The sequence below is a fragment of the Kitasatospora sp. NPDC005856 genome (assembly GCF_040629945.1).
GTDB lineage: Bacteria > Actinomycetota > Actinomycetes > Streptomycetales > Streptomycetaceae > Kitasatospora.
Genome location: NZ_JBEXWT010000039.1, coordinates 56,748 through 80,127 on the forward strand (window position 1 = coordinate 56,748; position 23,380 = coordinate 80,127).

At 72.2% G+C, this 23,380-nt stretch carries 21 protein-coding genes and 5 tRNA genes; 6 read left to right on the forward strand and 20 right to left on the reverse strand.

Annotated elements, in window-relative coordinates; translation table 11 throughout:
• Positions 1–3: 3 nt before the first annotated feature.
• Positions 4–2,223, reverse strand: a complete 2,220-nt coding sequence (recG, locus tag ABZ449_RS23315) for an ATP-dependent DNA helicase RecG (protein WP_360348994.1) — start codon at positions 2,221–2,223, stop codon at positions 4–6.
• Positions 2,224–2,294: 71 nt separating this feature from the next.
• Positions 2,295–3,926, reverse strand: a complete 1,632-nt coding sequence (locus ABZ449_RS23320) for a DAK2 domain-containing protein (protein ID WP_360348997.1) — start codon at positions 3,924–3,926, stop codon at positions 2,295–2,297.
• 300 nt (positions 3,927–4,226) lie between these two features.
• Between ABZ449_RS23320 and rpmB the strand changes: the two genes are divergently transcribed.
• Positions 4,227–4,412 (forward strand): 50S ribosomal protein L28, encoded by a 186-nt coding sequence (gene rpmB, locus ABZ449_RS23325; RefSeq protein WP_014138233.1) that lies wholly within the window; start codon positions 4,227–4,229, stop codon positions 4,410–4,412.
• A 190-nt stretch (positions 4,413–4,602) separates the two neighbouring features.
• Here the strand turns inward: rpmB and thiD are convergent, their stop codons facing one another.
• The 3 genes from thiD to ABZ449_RS23340 form a co-directional block, all read right to left on the reverse strand.
• Positions 4,603–5,400: a bifunctional hydroxymethylpyrimidine kinase/phosphomethylpyrimidine kinase gene (gene thiD / locus ABZ449_RS23330; RefSeq protein WP_360349000.1), complete on the reverse strand. Its 798-nt coding sequence runs from the start codon at positions 5,398–5,400 to the stop codon at positions 4,603–4,605.
• Positions 5,401–5,423: 23 nt separating this feature from the next.
• On the reverse strand, positions 5,424–6,449 hold the full coding sequence (locus ABZ449_RS23335; protein ID WP_360349002.1) for an ATP-dependent 6-phosphofructokinase: 1,026 nt from the start codon (positions 6,447–6,449) through the stop codon (positions 5,424–5,426).
• A gap of 156 nt (positions 6,450–6,605) precedes the next feature.
• Positions 6,606–7,571 (reverse strand): thiamine-phosphate kinase, encoded by a 966-nt coding sequence (locus ABZ449_RS23340; RefSeq protein WP_360349005.1) that lies wholly within the window; start codon positions 7,569–7,571, stop codon positions 6,606–6,608.
• Positions 7,572–7,778: 207 nt separating this feature from the next.
• Between ABZ449_RS23340 and ABZ449_RS23345 the strand changes: the two genes are divergently transcribed.
• On the forward strand, positions 7,779–8,012 hold the full coding sequence (locus ABZ449_RS23345; RefSeq protein ID WP_360349007.1) for an Lrp/AsnC ligand binding domain-containing protein: 234 nt from the start codon (positions 7,779–7,781) through the stop codon (positions 8,010–8,012).
• Positions 8,013–8,094: 82 nt separating this feature from the next.
• A complete protein-coding gene (locus ABZ449_RS23350) occupies positions 8,095–8,613 on the forward strand; it encodes a DUF3515 family protein (RefSeq protein WP_360349010.1) in 519 nt (172 codons plus the stop codon).
• A 73-nt stretch (positions 8,614–8,686) separates the two neighbouring features.
• Here the strand turns inward: ABZ449_RS23350 and ABZ449_RS23355 are convergent, their stop codons facing one another.
• The 3 genes from ABZ449_RS23355 to ABZ449_RS23365 all read right to left on the reverse strand — a co-directional run bounded on the left by ABZ449_RS23355 (position 8,687) and on the right by ABZ449_RS23365 (position 11,784).
• The gene (locus tag ABZ449_RS23355; RefSeq protein WP_360349013.1) at positions 8,687–9,832 is read right to left on the reverse strand and encodes a D-alanine--D-alanine ligase family protein; all 1,146 of its coding nucleotides are present in this window, start codon (positions 9,830–9,832) and stop codon (positions 8,687–8,689) included.
• Positions 9,833–9,955: 123 nt separating this feature from the next.
• Positions 9,956–10,957 carry an NAD(P)H-dependent glycerol-3-phosphate dehydrogenase gene (locus ABZ449_RS23360; RefSeq protein WP_360349016.1) on the reverse strand — a complete coding sequence of 334 codons (1,002 nt, stop codon included), beginning with the start codon at positions 10,955–10,957 and terminating at the stop codon, positions 9,956–9,958.
• Positions 10,954–11,784 (reverse strand): lysophospholipid acyltransferase family protein, encoded by an 831-nt coding sequence (locus ABZ449_RS23365; RefSeq protein WP_360349019.1) that lies wholly within the window; start codon positions 11,782–11,784, stop codon positions 10,954–10,956. Before ABZ449_RS23365 ends, ABZ449_RS23360 begins: the two co-directional genes overlap by 4 nt.
• Positions 11,785–12,012: 228 nt before the next feature.
• Here ABZ449_RS23365 and cofC point away from each other — a divergent pair, with 228 nt between their 5' ends.
• Positions 12,013–12,696, forward strand: a complete 684-nt coding sequence (cofC, locus tag ABZ449_RS23370) for a 2-phospho-L-lactate guanylyltransferase (RefSeq protein WP_360349022.1) — start codon at positions 12,013–12,015, stop codon at positions 12,694–12,696.
• Between the two features lie 118 nt (positions 12,697–12,814).
• Positions 12,815–13,036 (forward strand): hypothetical protein, encoded by a 222-nt coding sequence (locus tag ABZ449_RS23375; protein WP_030257846.1) that lies wholly within the window; start codon positions 12,815–12,817, stop codon positions 13,034–13,036.
• A gap of 203 nt (positions 13,037–13,239) precedes the next feature.
• Here ABZ449_RS23375 and ABZ449_RS23380 read toward each other — a convergent pair whose 3' ends face one another.
• The 12 genes from ABZ449_RS23380 to ABZ449_RS23435 form a co-directional block, all read right to left on the reverse strand.
• Positions 13,240–14,019, reverse strand: a complete 780-nt coding sequence (locus ABZ449_RS23380) for an HU family DNA-binding protein (protein WP_360349026.1) — start codon at positions 14,017–14,019, stop codon at positions 13,240–13,242.
• Between the two features lie 133 nt (positions 14,020–14,152).
• Positions 14,153–14,341 (reverse strand): hypothetical protein, encoded by a 189-nt coding sequence (locus ABZ449_RS23385; RefSeq protein ID WP_224284476.1) that lies wholly within the window; start codon positions 14,339–14,341, stop codon positions 14,153–14,155.
• 341 nt (positions 14,342–14,682) lie between these two features.
• Positions 14,683–15,279 carry a 3-isopropylmalate dehydratase small subunit gene (gene leuD, locus ABZ449_RS23390; RefSeq protein WP_360349029.1) on the reverse strand — a complete coding sequence of 199 codons (597 nt, stop codon included), beginning with the start codon at positions 15,277–15,279 and terminating at the stop codon, positions 14,683–14,685.
• 3 nt (positions 15,280–15,282) lie between these two features.
• Positions 15,283–16,707 carry a 3-isopropylmalate dehydratase large subunit gene (leuC, locus tag ABZ449_RS23395; protein WP_360349032.1) on the reverse strand — a complete coding sequence of 475 codons (1,425 nt, stop codon included), beginning with the start codon at positions 16,705–16,707 and terminating at the stop codon, positions 15,283–15,285.
• A gap of 359 nt (positions 16,708–17,066) precedes the next feature.
• Positions 17,067–17,141, reverse strand: a tRNA-Gln gene (locus tag ABZ449_RS23400).
• Positions 17,142–17,190: 49 nt separating this feature from the next.
• Positions 17,191–17,263: transfer RNA gene (locus ABZ449_RS23405), tRNA-Glu, on the reverse strand.
• 26 nt (positions 17,264–17,289) lie between these two features.
• Positions 17,290–17,362 (reverse strand) — tRNA-Glu (locus ABZ449_RS23410).
• A gap of 27 nt (positions 17,363–17,389) precedes the next feature.
• A tRNA-Glu gene (locus tag ABZ449_RS23415) sits at positions 17,390–17,462 on the reverse strand.
• Positions 17,463–17,496: 34 nt separating this feature from the next.
• Positions 17,497–17,568: transfer RNA gene (locus ABZ449_RS23420), tRNA-Gln, on the reverse strand.
• A 238-nt stretch (positions 17,569–17,806) separates the two neighbouring features.
• Positions 17,807–19,306 carry a glutamate--tRNA ligase gene (gene gltX, locus ABZ449_RS23425; RefSeq protein ID WP_360349035.1) on the reverse strand — a complete coding sequence of 500 codons (1,500 nt, stop codon included), beginning with the start codon at positions 19,304–19,306 and terminating at the stop codon, positions 17,807–17,809.
• Positions 19,299–20,099 carry a fumarylacetoacetate hydrolase family protein gene (locus ABZ449_RS23430; RefSeq protein ID WP_360349037.1) on the reverse strand — a complete coding sequence of 267 codons (801 nt, stop codon included), beginning with the start codon at positions 20,097–20,099 and terminating at the stop codon, positions 19,299–19,301. Before ABZ449_RS23430 ends, gltX begins: the two co-directional genes overlap by 8 nt.
• 218 nt (positions 20,100–20,317) lie before the next feature.
• Entirely contained in the window at positions 20,318–20,536 is a 219-nt protein-coding gene (locus ABZ449_RS23435) for a hypothetical protein (protein WP_360349040.1), read from the reverse strand.
• Between the two features lie 637 nt (positions 20,537–21,173).
• Between ABZ449_RS23435 and ABZ449_RS23440 the strand changes: the two genes are divergently transcribed.
• Positions 21,174–23,380 (forward strand): nitrate- and nitrite sensing domain-containing protein (locus ABZ449_RS23440; RefSeq protein WP_360349043.1); only part of this gene is annotated, 2,207 nt, incomplete at its 3' end.

The following is a 23,380-nucleotide window of genomic DNA, read 5'->3' on the forward strand; positions in this document are numbered from 1 at the left end:
TGCTCAGCCCTTCTCCATGTAGGCCGCGCGGTCCTCGTCGAGCAGGCTCTCCAGCGCGGTGCGCAGCTCCGGGTGGGCGGCCAGGTCCGGGTCCTCGGCGACCAGCCGGGTGGCCTCGGTGCGGGCGGTGAGGATGACCTCCTCGTCCTCCAGCACCGAGAGCACCTTGAGCGAGGACTTCACCCCGGACTGGGCCTGGCCCAGCACGTCGCCCTCGCGGCGCTGTTCGAGGTCGATCCGGGACAGCTCGAAGCCGTCCAGGGTGCCCGCCACCGCGTCCAGCCGGGCCCGCGCGGCGCTGCCCCCGGGCATCTCGCTGACCAGCAGGCACAGGCCCGCCGCGCTGCCCCGGCCGACCCGGCCGCGCAGCTGGTGGAGCTGGGAGACGCCGAAGCGGTCGGCGTCCATGATGACCATCGCGGTGGAGTTGGGGACGTTGACGCCGACCTCGATCACCGTGGTGGCCACCAGCACGTCCACCTCGCCGGCCGAGAACCGGCGCATCACCTCGTCCTTGGCCTCCGGCGCGAGCCGGCCGTGCAGGATCTCCACCCGCAGACCGCCCAGCGGGCCCTTCGTCAGCTTCTCGGCCGTCTCCACCACCGAGAGCGGGGGCCGCCGTTCGTCGCTCGCCGCGCCCTCGTCGGCGACCTCCTCGAAGTCCTCCTCGGCGGCCCTGCGGCGCTTCTTCCCGGGGGCGGCCGCGGGCTCCTCGTCCCCGATCCGGGGGCAGACCACGTACGCCTGGTGGCCCTTGGAGACCTCCTCGCGGACCCGCTCCCAGGCCCGGGTGAGGAAGTTGGGCTTCTCCAGCGCCGGGACGACGTGGGTGGAGATCGGCGAACGGCCGGCCGGCAGCTGGTCCAGGACGGAGGTCTCCAGGTCCCCGAAGACCGTCATCGCGACGGTGCGCGGGATCGGGGTGGCCGTCATCACCAGCAGGTGCGGCGGCTGCTCGCCCTTGGCGCGCAGCGCGTCCCGCTGCTCGACGCCGAAGCGGTGCTGCTCGTCCACCACGACCAGGCCGAGGTCCTGGAACTGCACCTTGTCCTCGATCAGGGCGTGGGTGCCGATGGCGATCCCGGCGTCCCCGCAGGCCATGTCGAGCAGCGCCTGGCGGCGGGCGGGAACGCCCATCGAGCCGGTCAGCAGCACCACCCGGGTGCCGAGGTCGGAGCCGCCGAGCATGCCGCCCTCGGCCAGGTCCCCCATCATCTCGACGATCGAGCGGTGGTGCTGCTGGGCGAGCACCTCGGTGGGCGCCAGCAGGACGGCCTGGCCGCCCGCGTCCACCACGGCGAGCATGGCGCGCAGCGCGACCAGGGTCTTCCCGGAGCCGACCTCGCCCTGGAGCAGCCGGTGCATCGGGTGCTCGGTGGCGAGGTCGGCGGCGATCTCGGCGGAGACCTTCTGCTGGCCCTCGGTGAGGGTGAACGGCAGCCTCGCGTCGAAGGCGTCCAGCAGACCGCCCTCGCGGGCCCTGCGCGGTTTGGCGGGCAGGGCGGAGTCGGCGGCCCGGCGCTGTGCGAGGGCGACCTGGAGCACGAAGGCCTCGTCCCAGCGCAGCCGGCTCTGGGCCCGCTCGCGGTCGGCGTGGCTGCGCGGGCGGTGGATCAGCTCCAGCGCCTCGGGCAGCGGGATCAGGTCGTGCCGCTCGCGCAGTTCGGCGGGCAGCGGTTCGCCGACGTCGCCGAGGTGCTTGGTGAGCGCCGTCTCGATGCAGATGGACAGCTTCCAGCTGGGCATCTGCGCGCTGGCGCCGTACACCGGGATGAGCCGGCCGGCGAACTGCCGCGCGGCGTCCGACCCGGCGTCCTCGTCGAGCAGCTGGTAGTCCGGCGAGACCAGCTGGCGGCTCCGGTTGAAGACCCCGACCTTGCCCGCGAACAGGCCCTGGGCGCCGGCCTTGAGCTCCTTCTGCCGCCAGCCCTGGTTGAAGAACACCAGCGAGACCCGGCTGCGGCCGTCGGTGACGACGACCTCCAGCCGGTCGCCCTTGCGGCCGCGGAACGGGATCAGGGTGACCTTCTCGATCCGGGCCAGCACGGTGACGTGCTCGTCGACCTCCAGCTCGTCCAGGCTGGTGAGCTGGCCGCGCTCGACGTAGCGGCGCGGATAGTGGTGCAGCAGGTCCCCGACCGTGCGCAGCTTGAGGCTGTCGGCGAGCACCTTCGCGGTACGGTCGCCGACGAGCTTGGTCAGTGGTTCATCGAGAGCGCCCATCAGGCCCCTGTTTACACCAAGGGACAGACAGAACCGCAGCTGCTGCCCGCCCGCCCGCCTCCGGGGCGGCCCTATTCCACCCCGATGAGCAGCGGCGCCGGTTCCTGCCCGCCGTGGAAGACCACCGCGTCCACCTCGGGCCGCCGGTGCCGCACGTGGGCGACCAGCCGCTCGGCGAGCGCCTCCTCGGTGCCCTCGCCGAGGATCAGGGTGACGAGTTCGCCGCCCGCCCCGAGCATCCGGTCCAGCACGCTCTCGCCGACCTCGGCCAGCCCGGCGCCGATCACCGCGACGTCGCCGTCGATCAGCCCGAGCACGTCCCCGGCCTGGCAGACCCCGGCCATCGTCCAGGACTCCCCCTCGGCGACGGCCAGTTCCGCGTACCGGGTGGCCCCGGCGGCGGAGGTCATGGCGACCACGTCCTCGTCGAAGCGGCGGCCGCCCTCGTGCACCGCGAGCGCCGCCAGTCCCTGCACCGGCGAGCGGGTGGGCAGGACGGCGATCCGCACCCCCTCCTCGCGCAGCTGGTCGGCGGCGGCCCCGGCGGCGGCGCGCAGCTCGGGGTCGTTCAGCAGCAGGACGACCTCGCGGGCGGCCGAGCGGCGCACCGCGTCGGCGAGTTCGGCGCTGGCCGGCGGGCGGTCCGGGTCGGCGTGCAGGACGACGGCGCCGGCCTGTTCGCAGAGCTCGGCCAGGCCCCCGCCGGAGACCACCGAGAGCACCGCCCGGGCCCGCTCCTCGCGCTCGCCGGGTTCGGCGGCGGCCCCGGAGCGGGCGGCGGCCTCGGCGAAGTGGGTGATCCGGATCTGGTGCGGGCGCCCGGCCCCGACGCCGGCCTCCACGGCGGCGCCCGCGTCGTCCACGTGGACGTGCACGTTCCACAGGCCGTCGCCGCCGCCGATCACCAGCGAGTCGCCGAGCTCGCCGAGCCGCCCGCGCAGCGCGGGCAGCGCCTCGTCGGGGGCGTCCAGCAGGTAGATGACCTCGAAGGCGGGATGGCCGGGGCCGGGCGGCCTGAGGTGGGTCTCGCAGCTCTCGACGGCCCGGACGTCCCCGCGCAGCGCGACCGGCCCCATCGGCTGCTGCCCGGCGACGGCGTCGGCGAGGGCGCCGAGGACGGCCACCAGGCCGCGCCCGCCGGCGTCCACCACCCCGTTCTCGGCCAGCACGGCGAGCTGCTCGGGGGTGTGCCGCAGCGCGTCCCGGGCCGCCCGGTAGGCGGTGTCGGCGACCTGTGCGAGCCCGTCCCCGGCCCCCACGGCCTCCCGGGCGGCGACCCGGGCGACGGTCAGCAGGGTGCCCTCGACGGGCTCCGCGACGGCCTGGTAGGCGGAGTCGGCGGCCCGCAGCAGGGCGGCCCGCAGCTGTTCGGCGCCGCCGCCCTCGGCCAGCGTCTCGGCGGTCCCGCGCAGCCACTGGGCGAGGATCACCCCGGAGTTCCCGCGGGCGCCGACCAGCGCGCCGCGGGCCATCGCCCGGACCGCGTCGGCCAGCCCGGGGGCCGGCTCGGCGGCGGGGTCCGCGAAGCGGCTCTCCACCTCGGCGGCGGCGGACTCGACGGTCAGGTAGAGGTTGGTGCCGGTGTCGCCGTCCGGGACGGGATAGACGTTGAGCGCGTCGATCTCCTCGCGGGCCTGGCCGAGCGCCCGCAGGGCGAGCTGGCACCAGGTGCGCACGGCCGGGGCGTCGAGCGTGTGCAGCACCAGGTCTCCTCCGGATGGGACGCCGCGGGTGGCCCGGGGGACGGCGGCACGTTCGGGCCGGCGGCGAGGGGTGATACCGGCAGGTTATCGGGGGCCGGACGGGGCCGTCCGGACCGGCGACCGGAGCGATCACTCGGCCGGTCATGGTAGTTTCGTGGGACGGAAGCAAGCGTTGTATGCTCTTCCGGTTGCCTGGAACCGTCCAGGCTCACCCCCTTGTCCGGTCTGGTTCACGTGAGTGTTCTGGTGGTCGAGTGGGGTTTTCGAAAGTAACTGATCTGAAGTCTTGGAGTGACTCCTGTGGCTGCCAACTGCGACGTCTGCGGCAAGGGGCCGGGCTTCGGCAACAGCATCTCCCACTCTCACCGCCGTACCCCCCGTCGTTGGAACCCCAACATCCAGACGGTGCGCGCTGTGATTGGGCGGACGCCGAAGCGGCTCAACGTCTGCACCTCGTGCATCAAGGCCGGTAAGGTCTCGCGCTGACGCGCAGACCGGCAAGCCGGTCCTCCAGTGAGCCGGTTCATCCTCGGATGAGCCGGCTTCGCTGTTTCCGTGGCCGGCTCCGCCGTTTTCCGGACTCACCGGTGGTGGGCGGACTCCTCTGAGGAGTCCGCCCACCGTCGTTTTCCGGGGAGCTTTCGCGTTCCGGGGAGCTTTCGCGGGGGGGGGAGCCTCAGCGCCAGCGCCAGGCGTGGTCGACCGGGCCGATGCCGGCGCCCAGGGCGAAGCCCCCGGCGATCGCGCCGGTGACGTACTCCTTGGCCGAGGCCACGGCCCGCGGCAGCGGTTCGCCCTTGGCCAGGCCGGCCGCGATCGCGCTGGCCAGGGTGCAGCCGGTGCCGTGGGTGTGCCGGTTGTCGTAGCGGGGTGCCCGGAACCAGTGCACCTCCTCGGGCCCGCCGTACAGCAGGTCGGCGGCCTCGCCCTCCAGGTGGCCGCCCTTGACCAGCGCCCAGCGCGGCCCGAGGTCGACCAGCGCCTTGGCGGCGTCCAGCATCTGCGACTCGTCCTCGACGGTCAGCCCGGTGAGCTGGGTCACCTCGTGCAGGTTGGGGGTGGCCAGGGTGGCGACCGGCAACAGCTTCTCGCGGACGGTGGCGACGGCCTCGGCGACCAGCAGCGCGTCCCCGTGCTTGGAGACCCCGACCGGGTCGACCACCACCGGGGCGTCCACCCCGGCCAGCAGCTCGGCGACGGTCTCGACCAGTTCGACCGAGGCGAGCATGCCGGTCTTCACGGCCTGCACCCCGATGTCGTCCACCACGCTGCGGAACTGCGCCCGGACGGCCTCGGCGGGCAGTTCCCAGTAGCCCTGGACGCCGAGCGAGTTCTGCGCGGTGACGGCGGTGATCACGCTCATGCCGTGGACGCCGAGGGCGAGCATCGCCTTGAGGTCGGCCTGGATGCCGGCGCCGCCGCCGGAGTCGGAGCCGGCGACGGTGAGCACGCGGGGAGGTGCGGTGGAGGACATGCCCCCAACCTACCGGCGCGGCCTCAGAGCACGGCCTCGGACTCCACCCAGCGGTCCTTCGGCACCGTCTTCAGCCTGGTCACCGCGTCGCCGATCGGCAGCAGCTCGATGGCGGTCCGGCGCAGCGCGGTGAAGTACCCGAACGCCCCCTGCTGGACGGCCTCCACCGCGTGCCAGCCGAACCGGGTGGCGAGTACCCGGTCCCGGGCGGTCGGGGTGCCGCCGCGCTGGACGTGGCCGAGGATGACCGGGCGGGCCTCCTTGCCGAGCAGGTTCTCCAGCTCGTGGGCGAGCCGGTTGCCGATCCCGCCGAAGGTCCGGTGGCCGTACTGGTCGACCTCGCCGTGGTCGAAGCGCATGGTGCCGGGCAGCGGGGTGGCGCCCTCGGCGACGGCGATGATGGCGAACTTCTTGCCGCGCGCGAAGCGGTCCTCGATTATCCGGGCCACCGCCTCGATGTCGAAGGGCTTCTCCGGGATCAGGATGCCGTGCGCACCGCCCGCCATGCCCGCGGTGAGGGTGATCCAGCCGGTGTGCCGGCCCATCAACTCGACCACCATGACGCGCTGGTGGGACTCGGCGGTGGTCTTCAGCCGGTCGATAGCCTCGGTCGCGACGTGCACGGCGGTGTCGAAGCCGAAGGTCACGTCGGTGGCGTCGATGTCGTTGTCGATGGTCTTCGGCACGCCGACCACGGGCAGTCCGGCGTCGCTGAACAGCTTGGCGGCGGTCAGCGTCCCCTCGCCGCCGATCGCGATCAGCGCGTCGATGCCGATCTCCCGGGCCAGCGTCTTGGCGTTCTCCACCGCCCAGGCGATCCGGTCCCGCCGCACCCGGGCCGAGCCGAGGACGGTGCCGCCGAGGGTGAGCAGGCCGGTGACGTCGTCGTGCGAGACCGTCCTGGTGCGGCCCTCGATCAGCCCGAGGAAGCCGTCCAGGATGCCGACGATCTCGTGCCCGTGGACGTCGGTGCCCCGGTGCACCACCGAGCGGATCACCGCGTTGAGGCCGGGGCAGTCGCCGCCGCTGGTCAGTACACCGATGCGCATGTCTGGTGTGCTCCCGCTCGCCGTGGGTCGGGCCACCCGCGCCGGGCGGGCGGGCTGGGGTTCGCAAGCCTACGCAAAACGCACCCGCGAAGCCCGTCCCCCGCGCTCCGGAGCGTCACGCGCCGCTCACCGTACGGGGATCGGCGCGCGCCGCCGCTACTCGGCGAAGTGGTCCCAGCCGCCGACCCGGTCCCAGGGGGCGCCGTCCACCGTGACCCGGCCGCTGCGGCTGCCCGTCGGGCGGCCGGTCACCTCGCCCACCACCCGCCAGCGGGCCGGGAGTTGGACTCCGCGCGGGAAGGTGGCCACGATCGCGTGGTCCTCGCCCCCGGAGAGCACCCAGACCAGCGGGTCGACCCCGACCGCCTGACCGATGTCGGCCATCTGCGCCGGGACGTCGAAGTCCGCGGCCTTCAGGTCGATGTCCACCTCGCTGGCCCGGGCCACGTGGCCGAGGTCGGCGACCAGCCCGTCGCTCACGTCGATCATCGAGGTCGCGCCCAGCTCGGACGCCGCCGGGCCCGCGTGGTACGGCGGTTCGGGCCGGCGGTGCGCCTCGACGAAGGCGCGCGGGGAGCGGAAGCCGCGCTGGAGCACGGTCAGGCCGGCGGCCGACCAGCCGAGCCAGCCGGTCACCGCGACCACGTCGCCGACCTGCGCGCCGGCGCGTGTCACCGCCGCACGCCCCTGGAGGTCACCGAGCGCCGTGATGGCCAGCGTGACGGTGTCGCCGCGCACCACGTCGCCGCCGACCACCGTCGCCCCGGCGACCTGGCACTCGTCGCGCAGCCCGTCCATCAACTCGGTGGCCCAGGTGGTCGGCAGGTCCGCGGGGGCCACCAGACCGAGCAGGATGGCGGTCGGCACCGCCCCCATCGCGGCCACGTCGGCGAGGTTCTGGGCGGCGGCCTTGCGGCCCACGTCGTAGGCGGTGGACCAGTCCCGGCGGAAGTGCCGGTTCTCGATCAGCACGTCCGTGGTCGCCACCACCCGGCCGTCCGGAGCCCGCACCACCGCGGCGTCGTCACCCGGGCCGAGGTCGACCGCATCGGTGAGCGGTACCCGGGCGGTCAGCTCCCTGATGAGGCCGAACTCGCCGAGCTCGCCCACGGTCCCCTGCATCTGCCGTCCTCTCGCGTTTCCATCCGTTTCGGCCCCCGTCGCGCTCCCCCGCGCGCAGCGTACGCCCTTCGGGGGCGTCGGGGTCTCCCCTCCCCGGCCCGCTGCGAGGTAGCGTGGTGATCAGACTGCCGGTGAGCCCACCCACCCACGCGCCTGACCGGGCGATCACGGCGGCGATCCCCCTAACCGGCCCGCCGGGAGGTCCCCGTGGTACAGGCATACATCCTGATCCAGACCGACGTTGGGAAGGCCACCGCCGTGGCCCGGACCATCTCCGAGATCCCCGGCGTGCTCACCGCCGAGGACGTCACCGGTCCCTACGACGTGATCGTCAAGGCCGAGGCCGCGACGGTGGACGAGCTGGGCCGGATGGTGGTGGCCAAGGTCCAGAAGGTCGACGGCATCACCCGCACCCTCACCTGCCCGGTGGTGCACCTGTAGGCCGGGTCCGCGGTACGCCGGTGCGCGGGCGGCCCGGCGCACCGGCGGGTCCCGGACCCCGGGCCCCGGCTACCATCGGCGGGTGGCCAGAGAACTGCGCGTCCCCGAGGCGCTGACCGCCCTGCCGGCCCCGGTCCGCTGGCTGGCCCTGCCCGTCGCCCTGGCCTGCACGGTCGTGGTGCTGGTCGGCGGCTGGGGTCCGGCCGACCCGAAGGTCGAGGTCCCGCGGCCGAGCGGCAGGGCGGCCGAGTACTGCCGCTCGCTGGCCGCCGCGCTGCCGGCCGAGCTGCTCGGGCACGCCCGCAGGGACCCGTCGCCCGCCTCCCCGTACGTGGCCGCCTGGGGCGACTCCCCCCGGACGGTGCTGCGCTGCGGCATCGACCGGCCGGAGGAGCTGGACGGCGACCACGCCGCGGACTGGTCCCCGAGCGTCGACGGCGTCACCTGGTGGTCGCAGAAGCTCGCCGACGGCGGCTACCGCTTCGTGACGACCATGCGCGCCGCCTACGTCGAGGTGACCGTCCCGGCCGGCGCCGCGCAGAACCCCTTCGACCCGGCGGCCGCCCTGAGCGGCGCGGTCAAGGCCAACGTCCCCGGCTGAACCGGCGCGGGCCACCGCCCGGCGCACCGGGGGCGGGCCGGGAACCTCCCGGCCCGCCCTCCGGCAGGACCCGCTAGCGCAGCCCGGTCGAACGCCGCAGCGCCGTGCCGAGCAGCCGGTCGATCAGCTCCGGGTACGAGACCCCGCTGGCCTCCCACATCTTCGGGTAGGCCGAGATCGGGGTGAAGCCGGGCATGGTGTTGATCTCGTTGATCATCCAGGTGCCGTCCTCCAGCAGGAAGAAGTCCACCCGGGCCAGGCCCTCGCAGCCGAGCGCCTCGAAGGCCTCGACCGCCTGGCGCTGGATCTCGGCGAGTTCGCCGGCGGTCAGGTCCGCCGGGATCTTCACGTCCGAGGAGTCGATGTACTTGGCCTCGAAGTCGTAGAAGTCGAAGCCCTCGCCGACCAGGATCTCGCCGGCCACGCTGGCCCGCGGGCCGTCCTCGAACTCCAGCACGCCGCACTCGATCTCGCGGCCGGTCACGCCCGCCTCGATGATGAGCTTGGGGTCGTGCCGGCGGGCCTCCTCGATCGCGGCGTCGAGGTCGGCCAGGTCCTTCACCTTGGTGATGCCGATGCTGGAGCCGGCCCGGCAGGGCTTCACGAACAGCGGCAGACCCAGCTCGGCGGCCCGCTCGCGCACCGCCGTGCGGCCCGCCTCGGACTCCCAGTCGCGCGGCCGCACGATGGTGTAGCGGCCGACGTTCAGACCGTGCGAGGCCAGGATCCGCTTGGCGAACTCCTTGTCCATGCCGGCCGCGCTCGCCAGCACGCCGTTGCCGACGTACGGGACGCCGGAGAGCTCCAGCAGGCCCTGGAGCGTGCCGTCCTCGCCCCACGGGCCGTGCAGCAGCGGGAACACGACGTCGACCTCGCCGAGGGCCTTCGGGGCGCTGCCCGGCTCGGTCAGGACCACCTCGCGGTTGCCCGGGGCGACCGGCAGCGCGACCTGGCCGTCGACGCCCTCGGCGACGTGCGCCACGTCCGGCAGCCGCCCGTCGGTGATGGCCATCCGGGCCGGCTCGTCGCTGGTCAGCGCCCAGCGGCCCTCGTGCGTGATGCCGATCGGCAGCACGTCGTACTTGTCGCGGTCGATCGCCCTGAGCACACTGCCCGCGGTGGAGACGGAGATCGCGTGCTCGGAGCTGCGCCCGCCGAAGACCAGCGCGACGCGCGGCTTCCGGTCGGGCCGGTTCGGGGAGGACTGTTCGATGCTCATATCGGGTTTGAGACTACCGTGCGAGGCCCGGCCGGAAGGCAGGCGGCGCCGGGGAGCCGGAGGTCCCGGGGGAACCGGCGGGACCCGGGCGGGCGCCGCCCTCCCGGGCCGCGGTCCCCGGACTCAGCGCCGCTCCGCCTTCGCCGAGCGCGACATCAGGTTCTGCAGCGCCTCCTGGGTCGGCCGCCCGTTGTGCACCACGTCCACCACGGCCTCGACGATGGGCATGTCGACCCCGTTGCGCCGGGCGAGGTCCAGTACCGACTCGCAGGACTTGACGCCCTCGGCCGTCTGCCGGGTGGCCGCGATGGTCTCCTCGAGCGACATGCCCCGGCCCAGGTTCATGCCGAAGGTGTTGTTGCGCGACAGCGGCGAGGAGCAGGTGGCCACCAGGTCGCCCATCCCGGCGAGTCCGGCGAAGGTGTGCGGGTCCGCGCCCAGCACCTCGCCGAGCCGGGTGGTCTCGGCCAGCCCGCGGGTGATCAGGGTCGCCTTGGTGTTGTCCCCGAGCCCCATGCCGGCCGCCATGCCGACCGCCAGGCCGATCACGTTCTTGACCGCGCCGCCGAGTTCGCAGCCCACCACGTCGGTGTTGGTGTAGGGCCGGAAGTACGGCGTGTGGCAGGCCGCCTGGAGTCGCTTGGCGACCGACTCGTCGGAGCAGGCGACCACGCTGGCCGCGGGCTGCCGGTTGGCGATCTCCTTGGCCAGGTTGGGCCCGCTGACCACCGCGACGCGCTCCGGGCCGACCCCGGTGACCTCGTCGATCACCTCGCTCATCCGCTTGGCGGTGCCGAGTTCGATGCCCTTCATCAGGCTCACCAGCACGGTCTGCGGCTCGATCAGCGGCGTCCAGGCGGCCAGGTTGTCGCGCAGCGTCTGCGAGGGCACCACGAGCACCGCGAAGTCGGCGCCGGCCAGCGCCTCGGCGGCGTCGGTGGTCGCCCGCACGGTGTCGGGCAGCCGGACGCCCGGCAGGTAGTCCGGGTTCTCGTGGGTGGAGTTGACGGCGTCCACCAGCTCCTGGCGGCGGGCCCACAGCACGACCTCGCAGCCCGCGTCGGCCAGCACCAGCGCGAACGCGGTGCCCCAGGAGCCGGTCCCCATCACGGCGCAACGGGTCACTTGCCGGCCTCCTCGGTGCCCTTGCCCCGCTCGCCCTTGGCGCGCCGGCGCTCGGCCAGCGCCGCCGCGGCGCGCTCCCGGGCGGCCCTGCGCATGTCGTAGCGCTCGGCCGGCGGCTCCTCGCCCCGGACTTCGGCCAGCACGGCGGTGATCGCCGTCATGATGTCCTCGGTCGCGTCGGCGAGCACCTGGGCGGTGAGCTCCTGGCCCTGGTACTTGCTCAGGTCCACCGGCGGCCCGGCCGCGACGGTGACCCGGTGTCGCGGGAACAGGTTGAACTTGCCCTTCCCGTAGCCGGGACGGCCGTACGGCGGGATGATCTCGTGGGCGCCCCAGTGCGCGACCGGGATGACCGGCGCCCCGGTCATCAGCGCGACCCGGGCGACGCCGCTCTTTCCGGTCATCGGCCACAGGTCGGGGTCGCGGGTCAGCGTGCCCTCCGGATAGAACTGCACGCACTGGCCGCTGTCGACCGCGTCGATCGCGGCCCGGAACGCCTGCGCGGCGTCGGTGGACTCGCGGAACACCGGAATCTGGCCGGTCTTGCGCAGCATGAATCCGATGAAGGGGATCGAGAACAGCGAGGACTTGCCGAGAATGCGCGGCGGACGACCGCTGTTGTACTGCCAGTGCGCGTAGACCACCGGATCGATGATCGAATTGTGGTTCACCGCGGCGATGAAGCCGCCGTTCTTCGGAATGTGCTCCCAGCCCCGCCAGTCGGGCTTCACCAGGGCGGTCGTCACCGGCTTCACCAGCACGGCCGCGAAGCGGTACCAGATGCCGTAGTCGGCGTTGCCGAACTTGGCGTACGAGCGGCGGGCCACCCCAGCTCCTTCTCATCCGATGCGGCACGGATTACCGCGGTCATGGCGTCCCGGCGCCGCGCACCGATCCCACCGGTGCCCGGGCCACGGGCGCGGAACAGTGTCGCCCGCCCGATCACCGGCTGTCGAGCAACCGCGCCAACCCGCCCGGCGGGCGTGATCAAACGCACGTCCGCACAGCTCGGACGGCCTGGCGAGGGCTCCGGGACCGGCGACACAATGACGCCGATGACCCAGGACACCGTACGCCCCAGCGGGCCCGTCGCGCCCCCCGCACCCGCCGCCGACTGGTCGCTGGTGCTCCCGCTCAAGCCGCTCACCCTGGCGAAGAGCAGACTGGCCCCGTACGCCGGACCGCACCGGGCCGACCTGGCCCTGTCCTTCGCGCTGGACACCGTCACCGCGGCCCTGGCCACCCCGGGCGTCAGCCGCGTCCTGGTGGTCACCCGCGACGCCGAGGCCGGTGCCCGACTGACCGCCCTGGGCGCCCTGGTGGTCGCCGACGAGCCCGACGGCGGACTCAACCGGGCGCTGGCGCACGGCGCCGCGAGCGCCCTGTCCCTGGCTCCGCGGGCCCCGCTGGCGGCGCTCTCGGCGGACCTCCCGGCGCTGCGCCCGGCCGAACTGGCCCGGGTGCTGGGGGCGGTGCCGTCGGACGGCCGGGCCTTCCTGCCGGACTCCCCCGGCCTCGGCACCACGCTCCTCGCCTGTGCCCCCGGCCGTCCGCTCTCCCCCGCCTTCGGGGACGGCTCACGGGCCCGGCACGCGGCCGGCGGGGCGATCGAACTGCGCCTCGCGGACGTGGAGTCGGTACGCCGGGACGTGGACACCGGGACGGACCTCGGCCAGGCCGCGGCACTCGGCCTCGGCCCGCACACCAGCGCGCTGTTCGCCCGTCTGAGCCTTTCCTGAGCCCTCCCGGACGGCCCCGGACGCCGTTCGACACGGTCCGGGCCCGCCCCGGACGCCTTCCCGGCCCGGCGCCGACCTGTTCCCGGGCCCCGGCCGGCCCCCTCGCTATGCTGCTCGCATGCAGGCCACCGCGTTCACCTTCGACCCCGCCACCCGGGCCGGCTCCGTGCTGCTCGACGACGGGACCCCGGTGCCGTTCGACGCGGCCGCCTTCGACGCCGGCGGCCTGCGGCTGCTGCGCCCCGGCCAGCGGGTGCGGATCCGCACCGAGGGCACCGGGGAGGCCCGCCGGGTGGTCTTCGTGACGCTCCAGACCTTCCCCGACCCCGCCGAGGGCTGACGGCCCCACCCGGCCCGGTCGGGCGACGTCACGCCCCCGGAAGGCCCCCGGAACGCCCCCGGGCAACCCGGGCACCCGCACGCCGTCGATTCCTGACTAAGCGCCCGGAAATCGAAAGAGCCGCGGCGACCGGTCTCCGTGAATTCACGGAAGGGGTGCCGCGGCTCTGGGCCGAAGGCCGTCCGGAGACGGTCGCGCGGGACTTACTTGGCAGAGGTCTTGCGCGCGGTGGTCTTGCGGGTGGCGGTCTTCTTCGCCGGGGCCGTCTTCTTGGCCGTGGCGGTCGCCTTCTTGGCGGTCGCCGTGGTCTTCTTGGCGGCGGCCGTGGTGGTCGCCTTCTTCGCCGCGGCCGTCTTCTTGGTCGCGGCGGCCTTGGTCGCGGTCGCCGTGGTCTTCTTGGCGGCGGTGGTCTTCGCGGCCGTGGTCTTCGCGGCCGTGGTCTTGGCGGCCGTGGTCTTCGCGGCGGTCTTCTTGGCGGTCGCCGTGGTCTTCTTGGCGGCAGCCGTGGTGGTCGCCTTCTTGGCGGCGGCCGTGGTCACCGTCTTCTTGGCGGCGGCCTTCTTGGTGGCCGGGGCGGCGGCGGCAGCGGCGGCGGCGCGCTTGGTGGCGGCACGCTTGGCGGCCGGGGTGGCGGCCACACCGCTCTTGCCCGGGGTGAGGGAGCCCTTGGGGGCCTTCTTCACCGAGGGGCCTTCCTTCGGCAGCTTCTTGCTGCCGCTGACCAGGTCCTTGAAGCCCTGACCCGGGCGGAAGCGCGGGACGGAGGTCTTCTTGACCTTGACCCGCTCGCCGGTCTGCGGGTTGCGGGCGAAGCGCGCGGAGCGCTCCACCTTCTCGAAGGTGCCGAACCCGGTGACCGAGACCCGGTCACCGGCCACAACGGCACGGACCATGGTGTCGAGCACTGCGTCGACGGCCTCTGCGGCAGCCTTGCGACCGCCCAGCTGCTCGGCCACCGCTTCGACAAGCTGAGCCTTGTTCACGTCTTCCCCTTCGGAAACGGGCGCCGGATGATTCCATCCGTTCTTTTCGCACGTTAGGTATGTATCTGCGGACTTTCAATTACCAAACGCGCGAATCACCCTAGTGTCGCAATGGATTTGCGCGTCGGCGACCTCAGTCGAGCGGCGGGGGCCCCTCGTCGAGGTCATGGACAAAGCGACTCAACCGCCTTGCCGCCTCCGGAAGATCGCGCTTGGCGGTCTCGGTGACGATGAGGAGTTGACGGGTGAGAGCGGTCTTTGCATCGGCAGACACGTTCAGCGCATGCACGCGGGCGTGAGCTTGCTTCAACCGCTCGGCCACGAGCGCGTAGAGCGCTGCGACTTCCTGGTCGTCCGGCCCCTCAGCTGGTGCGGAGGTGACGTCCGGCCGATCGTCAATTCGGCGTTCGGATGGCCGGCCCATGGAGTCCTCAGCCGCGGGTTCGCCGCCCGCGTACGGAGGTTCATGGTGCCGGTGCATGTACTGATTGTGCCATCTACCCGCAGTTGTACTTGCGCGGGGCCCTCTTCCGCAAAGCCAAATGGGCAATCCGGGGCGGGCCCCGGCGCTAACTCGTGCTCCGGAACGACGGATGGCCCGGCCCCCCCGAGGGGAGCGCGGGCCATCCGGTGGATCGTCAGAATGCTTGTTCTGAGGGGAACTCAGGCGACCGGCAGAGTACGGGGCTTGAAGCTCGGACGGGTCGCTTCGAAGGCCGCGATGTCGGCCTCGTTCCGCAGCGTGATGCTGATGTCGTCCAGGCCGTTGAGCAGCCGCCACCGGACGTTGTCGTCCAGTTCGAAGGCCGCGGTGACGCCCTCGGCACGCACTTCGCGCGCCTCCAGGTCGACGGTGATCTCGGCCGAAGGGTCACTCTCCGTGAGCACCCAGAGCCGTTCCACGGTCTCCTGCGGCAGGACGACCGTCAGCAGGCCGTTCTTCAGGGAGTTGCCCCGGAAGATGTCGGCGAAGCGCGACGAGATGACCGCGTGGAAGCCGTAGTTCTGCAGCGCCCAGACGGCGTGCTCCCGGGAGGAGCCGGTGCCGAACTCGGGGCCGGCCACCAGGACCGTGGCGCCCTGCCGCTCGGGCCGGTTGAGGACGAACGACTCGTCCTTGCGCCAGGCTTCGAACAGGCCGCCCTCGAAGCCGGATCGGGTGACCTTCTTGAGCCAGTGGGCCGGGATGATCTGGTCGGTGTCCACGTTGCTGCGGCGCAGCGGGACGGCCCGGCCGGTGTGGGTGGTGAACTTCTCCATGGCTCAGGCCTCCACGGCAGCGACGTCGGCGGACAGGTCGGAGGGGGCGGCGAGGCGGCCCAGGACGGCGGTTGCGGCGGCGACCTGCGGGGAGACCAGGTGGGTGCGGCCGCCCTTGCCCTGCCGGCCCTCGAAGTTGCGGTTCGAGGTGGAGGCGCAGCGCTCCCCCGGGGCGAGCTGGTCGGGGTTCATGCCCAGGCACATCGAGCAGCCCGCGTGGCGCCACTCGGCACCGGCCGCGGTGAACACCTTGTCCAGACCCTCCTCGACGGCCTGGAGGGCGACCCGGACGGACCCGGGGACCACCAGCATCCGGACGCCGTCGGCGATCCGGCGGCCTTCCACGACGGCCGCGGCGGCCCGCAGGTCCTCGATCCGGCCGTTGGTGCAGGAGCCGACGAAGACGGCGTCGACCTTCACCTCGCGCAGCGGGGTGCCGGCCTCCAGGCCCATGTACGTCAGGGCGTTCTCGGCCGCCAGGCGCTCCTGCGGGTCGGCGAAGGAGGCCGGGTCCGGCACGTCGGAGCCCAGCGGGGCGCCCTGGCCCGGGTTGGTGCCCCAGGTGACGAACGGGGTCAGCTCGCTCGCGTCGATGAAGATCTCGTGGTCGAAGACCGCGTCCTCGTCGGTGCCCAGGGTCCTCCAGTACGCGACCGCGGCGTCCCAGTCCTCGCCCTGCGGGGCGTGCGGGCGACCCTGCAGGTACGCGAAGGTGGTCTCGTCCGGGGCGATCATGCCCGCCCGGGCACCGGCCTCGATCGACATGTTGCAGACGGTCATCCGGGCTTCCATGGACAGGCTCCGGATCGCCGAACCGCGGTACTCCAGGACGTAGCCCTGGCCGCCGCCGGTGCCGATCTTCGCGATGACGGCCAGGATCAGGTCCTTGGCGGTGACGCCCTCGGGCAGTTCGCCCTCGACGGTGACCGCCATCGTCCGGAACGGCGCCAGCGGCAGGGTCTGGGTGGCCAGCACGTGCTCGACCTGGCTGGTGCCGATGCCGAACGCCAGGGCGCCGAACGCGCCGTGGGTCGAGGTGTGGGAGTCGCCGCAGACCACGGTCATGCCGGGCTGGGTCAGGCCGAGCTGCGGGCCGACGACGTGCACGACGCCCTGCTCGACGTCGCCGAGCGAGTGGATCCGGACGCCGAACTCGGCGGCGTTGCGGCGCAGGGTCTCCAGCTGCACCTTGGAGACCGGGTCGGCGATCGGCTTGTCGATGTCCAGGGTGGGGGTGTTGTGGTCCTCGGTGGCGATCGTCAGGTCGGTACGGCGGACCGGGCGGCCGGCCAGTCGCAGCCCGTCGAAGGCCTGCGGGCTGGTGACCTCGTGGAGCAGGTGCAGGTCGATGAAGAGGAGGTCGGGTTCGCCCTCCGCGCGCCGCACGACGTGGTCGTCCCAGACCTTCTCTGCGAGTGTCCGTCCCATCGGATTCCCTCCAGCCGGCCGCGTTGCCGGCCTTCTCGTGTCGTCGAGGTCAAAGCGTGTGCGCCGCCCTGAGACTCCCGGGCCGCTCCCGTCCAGGGTGGCGCTTTTCGCCGGAGATTGAACTGGTGTCTCACGGAATGAGACCGCGGTCTTAGCGCATGGACAGCACCCGGACAGCGCCCGGACGGTGCGCGGGCGGTTCACGGACGGCTCGCGGGCGACTCGCGGACGGCTCGTGGACGACGCCCCGCAGGACCCCGTGGAACGCGGAAGGGCCCCGCTCGCGACGGAGCGGGGCCCTTCGGGGCATTTCCGGGGAAAGCAAAAAGACCCCGGGTAACCGGGGTCTTTCCAATTTCTGGCTGGGGTACCAGGACTCGAACCTAGACTAAATGAACCAGAATCACTCGTGCTGCCAATTACACCATACCCCAACACAAAGCAAGGGCCGATGGGCGAGCCCACCGGCTTCCTGCTCTGAAGTACCCCCGACCGGATTCGAACCGGCGCTACTGCCGTGAGAGGGCAGCGTGCTAGGCCGCTACACAACGGGGGCTTCCTGGCGATCCCTTGCGGGATCAGTACCCCCGACCGGATTCGAACCGGCGCTACTGCCGTGAGAGGGCAGCGTGCTAGGCCGCTACACAACGGGGGCTTTCCAGGTGATCCCTTGCGGGATCAGTACCCCCGACCGGATTCGAACCGGCGCTACTGCCGTGAGAGGGCAGCGTGCTAGGCCGCTACACAACGGGGGCTTGATCTTCTTTTGTGCCGTACTTGCGTACTGCGCTGGGGTACCAGGACTCGAACCTAGACTAAATGAACCAGAATCACTCGTGCTGCCAATTACACCATACCCCACCAGAGTTGAACCCTCGCGGGCCCTTCTCAGGCGTTGCGCCTCTCGGTCGGTCCCTTCCGAGGGGCTTTCGTTCCCTCGTCCGTTCCCTCCCGGGCGGCGCAGAAAGAACATTACCCGACGTCGGCCCTGGGGCCAAAATCGATAACCGCAGGCAGCGGACGGGCGGCCTGCGGATGACCTCCGGGTACGCCGCGGGCCCGGCACGAAGCCGGGCCCGCGGCCTGCTCGGCGACCCGCTCAGGCGGCCGGCAGGGCGTCCAGGGCGGCCCGCAGCCGACGCAGCGTCTCCGGGCGTCCCAGCAGCTCCATGGACTCGAACAGCGGCGGGGAGACCCGGCGGCCCGTGACGGCCACCCGCAGCGGCGTGAAGGCGAACTTGGGCTTGATGCCCAGCCCGTCCACCAGCGCCTCGCGCAGCGCGGCCTGGATCGGCTCCGGGGTGAAGTCCGCGAGCTCCTCCAGCGCCTTGACGCTGGCCTCCAGCACCGGGCGGGCGTCCGCGGTGAGCACCTTGGCGGCGTCGTCCGGGTCGAGGGCGAACTTCTCCGGCGCCACGAACAGGAAGCCGGCCATGTTCACGATCTCGCTCAGCACGACCATCCGCTCCTGGGTGAGCGGCGCCACCTTGGCGAGCAGGTCCAGCTGCTCGGCGGTGGGCTCGGCCGGCAGCAGCTCGGCGCCCTGGAGGAAGGGCACCAGGCGGCTGACGAAGTCCTCCGGGGCCAGCCGGCGGACGTGCTCGGCGTTGATCGCCTCGCACTTCTTCAGGTCGAAGCGGGCCGGGTTGGCGTTCACCTTGGTGACGTCGAAGGCGGCGACCATCTCGTCCATGTCGAACAGGTCGCGGTCCTCGGCCAGCGACCAGCCCAGCAGGGACAGGTAGTTGAGCAGGCCCTCGCGGATGAAGCCGCGCTCGCGGTACATGTTGAGCGAGGACTGCGGGTCGCGCTTGGAGAGCTTCTTGTTGCCCTCGCCCATCACGTACGGCAGGTGGCCGAAGCGCGGGGTGGTGCCGTTGCCGACGCCGATCTCGGCGAGCGCCGCGTACAGCGCGACCTGCCGCGGGGTGGAGGACAGCAGGTCCTCGCCGCGCAGCACGTGGGTGATGCCCATCAGGGCGTCGTCCACCGGGTTGACCAGGGTGTAGAGCGGGGCGCCGTTGGCCCGGACGATGCCGTAGTCCGGCACGTTCTCGGGCTCGAAGGTGAGGGTGCCGCGGACCAGGTCGTCGAAGGCGATGGTCTTGTCGGGCATCCGGAAGCGCAGGATCGGCTCGCGCTTCTCCAGCTTGTAGACCGCCACCTGCTCGTCCGTCAGGTCGCGGCAGTGGCCGTCGTAGCCGGAGGGCTTGCCGGCCGCGCGGGCGGCCTCGCGGCGGGCGTCCAGCTCCTCGGTGGAGCAGTAGCAGTAGTAGGCGTGGCCGGCCTCGTGCAGGCGGCGGGCGACATCGGCGTAGATGTCCATCCGCTGCGACTGGCGGTACGGCGCGTCCGGGCCGCCGGTCTCCGGGCCCTCGTCCCAGTCGAGGCCGAGCCAGCGCATGGCGTCGAGCAGCTGGTTGTACGACTCCTCGGAGTCGCGGGCGGAGTCGGTGTCCTCGATCCGGAAGACCAGCTTGCCGCCGTTGTGGCGGGCGTAGGCCCAGTTGAAGAGGGCCGTGCGGACCATCCCCACGTGGGGGTTGCCGGTCGGGGAGGGACAGAAGCGAACCCGGACGGCCGGGTCAGTGTTAGCCACGCTTGATCACCTTGTTGGTGAGAGTGCCGATGCCTTCGATGGAGACGGCGACCTCGTCGCCGACGTTGAGGGGGCCCACCCCTGCGGGCGTGCCGGTGAGGATGACGTCGCCGGGCAGCAGCGTCATGGCCTCGGAGATGTGGACGATCAGCTCGGCGACCGAGCGGACCATCAGGGAGGTGCGACCGGTCTGGCGGAGTTCGCCGTTGACGGTGCATGTGATCGCGAGGTCGCTCGGGTCGAGGTCGGTCTCGATCCACGGGCCCAGCGGGCAGGCCGTGTCGAAGCCCTTGGCCCGGGCCCACTGGCCCTCGCGCTGCTGGACGTCCCGGGCGGTGACGTCGTTGGCGCAGGTGTAGCCGAGGATCACCTCGGGCACCCGGTCCAACGGCACCTCACGGCACATCCGGCCGATCACCACGGCGAGTTCGGCCTCGTGGTGGACGTCCGAGGAGAACGGCGGGTAGGCGATGCTCTCGGTCGGGCCGATCACCGAGGTGGACGGCTTGAAGAAGGTGAGCGGGACGTCCGGGACGTCGTTGCCCAGCTCCGCCGCGTGCGCCGCGTAGTTGCGGCCGACCGCCACGATCTTGTTCGGGAGCATCGGGCTGAGCAGCCGGACGTCCTGGAAGCGGTAGCTCTCGCCGGTGGGCTGGGGCTGGCCGAACGGGTGGCCGGCCAACGCGTGGACGACCAGCGAGTCGGGCTGGGAAGGGTCGCCCTCCACCACGCCGAAGGAGACGCTGCCGGCGGCAGGGCTCCCTTCCCGGACGGAAAACCTGGCAATGCGCACGGCTGGGCTACCCCTCGCTTCGTCGGCCGCCCGGGGCGCGCCCGGGCGCTGGTTGGCGCCCCGCCCACAGTGGGCGCGGCCCCGTCAATCGGCCTCCAGGCTATCGCGTGGGGCCCCGGCCGACCGCTTTGCCCGGGTTGGGGGCGGTTGGGGGCGGAAACGCCGAGGGCGCCCTCGTCACGGATGACGAGGGCGCCCTCGGCGGAACGCGGCGGCGGTCAGTCCCGCACGACGACGACCGGGGCGACCATCAGCTGGGTGCGCCGCGGGTTGGCGGTGGCGGCCGGCAGCTCGGTGCCGTAGGTCACGACGTCCTCGGGCTTGCGGGCGCCCGGGATCTTGCTGAAGTCCTCGACCGAGGCCAGCGTCGTCCGGCGCGGGTTCGCCGTGGGGCGGCAGGACAGCGTGGACTTGGTGGCGTTCTTCGCCTGGGACATCGAGAGCACCTCGTGGTCATGGCCGGGCTGATCGCGGCGGATCGGCACCGACCTGATGGATTCCGATTGATTCGGAGGGGTTCTGGGCAGGCTGATCGGGGCCGTGCTCCGGAGACAGCCAGGTTACGAGATCTCATTCCACAGAGACCGTGACCAAAGCTACACATTAGACTGTGATTTTGCTCACAAATTGCCGAGCAAAGTGCAGATATCCGACATATCGCCGCACCGGGATTTTCCGACATTCCGCCGATAAGGGGCATTCCGGAAGGTCTGTGACTCTTCCCGACCCCGGGGTCGCTTGGCATGTATCCGGCGAGTGTCCGAAAAAGGCGGTATTCCGGTCCTGTTACCGCACAGTCCGTGAGATGACGCAAGCGGTCGGTAGCGCCGGGCGCCTGGTTCGTGCGGCCCTTGTTGGGATTCCCCGGCTGTGCTGGAATGCGACGGACCGTGGGTAGGGAGTGGTCCACCCCGGTGCCCGCTCTCCCGGACCGGCCGGGGTGCGGATGGAAACTCGACACCGTCCAGGCCGTGGCGACGCGGCGGGACGCCCGGTCCAGAGGTTGCGACGCCAGTGCAGGGACGTTTCAAAAGGGGTAGCGGCGCCGCGGGTAACCCGGAGTCGCGTGAGCCTGTGGCAGCCCCTCAACAGGCGGAGGCCCCCGGCGGCCCGGCCGAGCCGGTGACACCCGAGGCCCCCGGCCGCCCGGAGGAGGACGGCCAGGAGCGGAAGTCCGCCCGGGACAAACTCCGCACCTCCCTGACCCGGCGCCGCGCCACCGGTCTGAGCCGGCTCGCGATGCGCAACTGGCGCATCCGCACCCGTCTGATCGCGCTGCTCGCCCTCCCCGTGCTGGTCTCGCTGGTCCTCGGTGGCCTGCGCATCCAGAGCTCGATGGAGAACTCGCAGCAACTCGCCCAGATGGCCAACCTCTCCGACCTGGCCAAGAAGGCGACCAACCTCGCGGACGCGCTCCAGACCGAGCGCGACATCAGCGCCGGCCCGATCACCCACGACCCGACCGCCCCGCTGGACGACGACATCGTCGCGGCCCGCAAGTCCACCGACGACCTGAGCCGCACCTTCACCGCGTCCTCGGACAAGTTCGAGGATCTCCAACTGTCCGGTGGAAAGGCGCTGTTGCTCCAGATCCGCAAGGACCTGAACTCGATCGCGGACACCCGCAGCCTGCCGTACCAGAACAACCAGAACATCCAGTCGACGATCACCGCCTACGACGTGATCATCCGCGACCTGCTGTCCATCACCCAGGACATCGCGCTCGCGTCGAACAGCAAGGACCTGGTCATCGCCACCGGCGCGCTCCAGCAGTTCTCGCTGGCGAAGGACGCGACCTCGCAGCAGCGGGCCCTGATCAGCGCCGCGCTCGCCAACCCGAAGAGCCCCGACCTCAGCCCCAGCGACGAGTCCTTCGGTATCCGTCTGCGCAGCTCGTACGACAACGCGATCGCGAGCTTCAACAACATCTACACCGCGCACGACCTGGACAACCTGCGCAGCCAGCTGAGCTACAACTCGGTGGTCTCCGACGCCGACCGCTACGCCTCCACGGTCCTCACCCAGAGCGGCATCCGCCAGACCGAGGCGGTCACCTACAAGGACTGGTACGAGAAGGCCAGCGCCAAGATCAGCGCCGAGCGCCGGATCGAGTCCAAGCTCATCGAGAACCTGGACGGCAAGGCCCAGGACCTCCAGTCCCAGGCCGACGCCGACGCCCTGATCATCGGTGTCGCGGTCGCCCTGGTGCTGCTCGTCGCCCTCGGTGGCGCCGGTCTGATCGCCCGCTCGATGGTGCGCTCGCTGACCCGCCTCCAGGCCGCGGCCGAGGACGTCGCCGAGCGCCGCCTGCCCGAGCTGGTCAAGACCCTCTCCGAGGCCGACCCGCACGACGTCGACACCACGGTCGAGCCGGTCGCCGTCGACTCCACCGACGAGATCGGCCACGTGGCCCACGCGTTCGACATGGTGCACAGCGAGGCCGTCCGCCTCGCCGCCGAGCAGGCCCTCCTGCGCGGCAACATCAACGCGATGTTCACCAACCTCTCGCGCCGCAGCCAGGGCCTCATCCAGCGCCAGCTGTCGCTCATCTCCGAGCTGGAGAGCCGCGAGGCGGACCCGGACCAGCTGGCCAACCTCTTCAAGCTGGACCACCTCGCGACCCGCATGCGCCGCAACGGCGAAAACCTCCTCGTCCTCGCCGGCGAGGACCCGGGCCGCCGCTGGACCCGTCCCGTCCCGCTGGTCGACGTGCTCCGCGCCGCCGCCTCCGAGGTGGAGCAGTACGAGCGCATCGAGCTCGCCGCCGTGCCGTCGGCCGAGGTCGCCGGCCGCGTCGTCAACGACCTCGTCCACCTGCTCGCCGAGCTGCTGGAGAACGCCACCTCGTTCTCCAGCCCGCAGACCCGCGTCCGGGTCACCGGCCACGCGCTGCCGGACGGCCGCGTGCTGGTCGAGATCCACGACACCGGCATCGGCCTGAGCCCCGACGACCTCGCCGAGATCAACGAGCGCCTCGCCAACCCGCCGACGGTGGACGTCTCCGTCTCCCGCCGCATGGGCCTCTTCGTGGTCGGCCGCCTGTCCCTGCGACACGGCATCCGCATCCAGCTGCGTCCCAGCGACTCCGGCGGCACCACCGCGCTGGTCATGCTCCCGGTGGACGTCACCAATTCGGGTGACCACCGCGGCGCCGGCCGGGCTGGTTCCGGCCAGGCCCCCAAGCAGCAGCGCGGGGTCGCCCCGACCCCGCGCCAGCAGCGCCAGGTGCCGCCCGGCCGCCAGGGCGGTACGGCCGCCCTCGGCCAGGGCCCGGCAGCCGG

Coding starts and splice junctions, on each gene's coding strand:
- recG (WP_360348994.1), bottom strand. CDS start 2,223: ATGGGCGCTCTCGATGAACCACTGACCAAGCTCGTCGGCGACCGTACC.
- thiD (WP_360349000.1), bottom strand. CDS start 5,400: ATGTCCTCCACCGCACCTCCCCGCGTGCTCACCGTCGCCGGCTCCGAC.
- ABZ449_RS23335 (WP_360349002.1), bottom strand. CDS start 6,449: ATGCGCATCGGTGTACTGACCAGCGGCGGCGACTGCCCCGGCCTCAAC.
- ABZ449_RS23340 (WP_360349005.1), bottom strand. CDS start 7,571: ATGCAGGGGACCGTGGGCGAGCTCGGCGAGTTCGGCCTCATCAGGGAG.
- ABZ449_RS23355 (WP_360349013.1), bottom strand. CDS start 9,832: ATGAGCATCGAACAGTCCTCCCCGAACCGGCCCGACCGGAAGCCGCGC.
- cofC (WP_360349022.1), top strand. CDS start 12,013: ATGACCCAGGACACCGTACGCCCCAGCGGGCCCGTCGCGCCCCCCGCA.
- ABZ449_RS23375 (WP_030257846.1), top strand. CDS start 12,815: ATGCAGGCCACCGCGTTCACCTTCGACCCCGCCACCCGGGCCGGCTCC.
- leuD (WP_360349029.1), bottom strand. CDS start 15,279: ATGGAGAAGTTCACCACCCACACCGGCCGGGCCGTCCCGCTGCGCCGC.
- leuC (WP_360349032.1), bottom strand. CDS start 16,707: ATGGGACGGACACTCGCAGAGAAGGTCTGGGACGACCACGTCGTGCGG.
- ABZ449_RS23435 (WP_360349040.1), bottom strand. CDS start 20,536: ATGTCCCAGGCGAAGAACGCCACCAAGTCCACGCTGTCCTGCCGCCCC.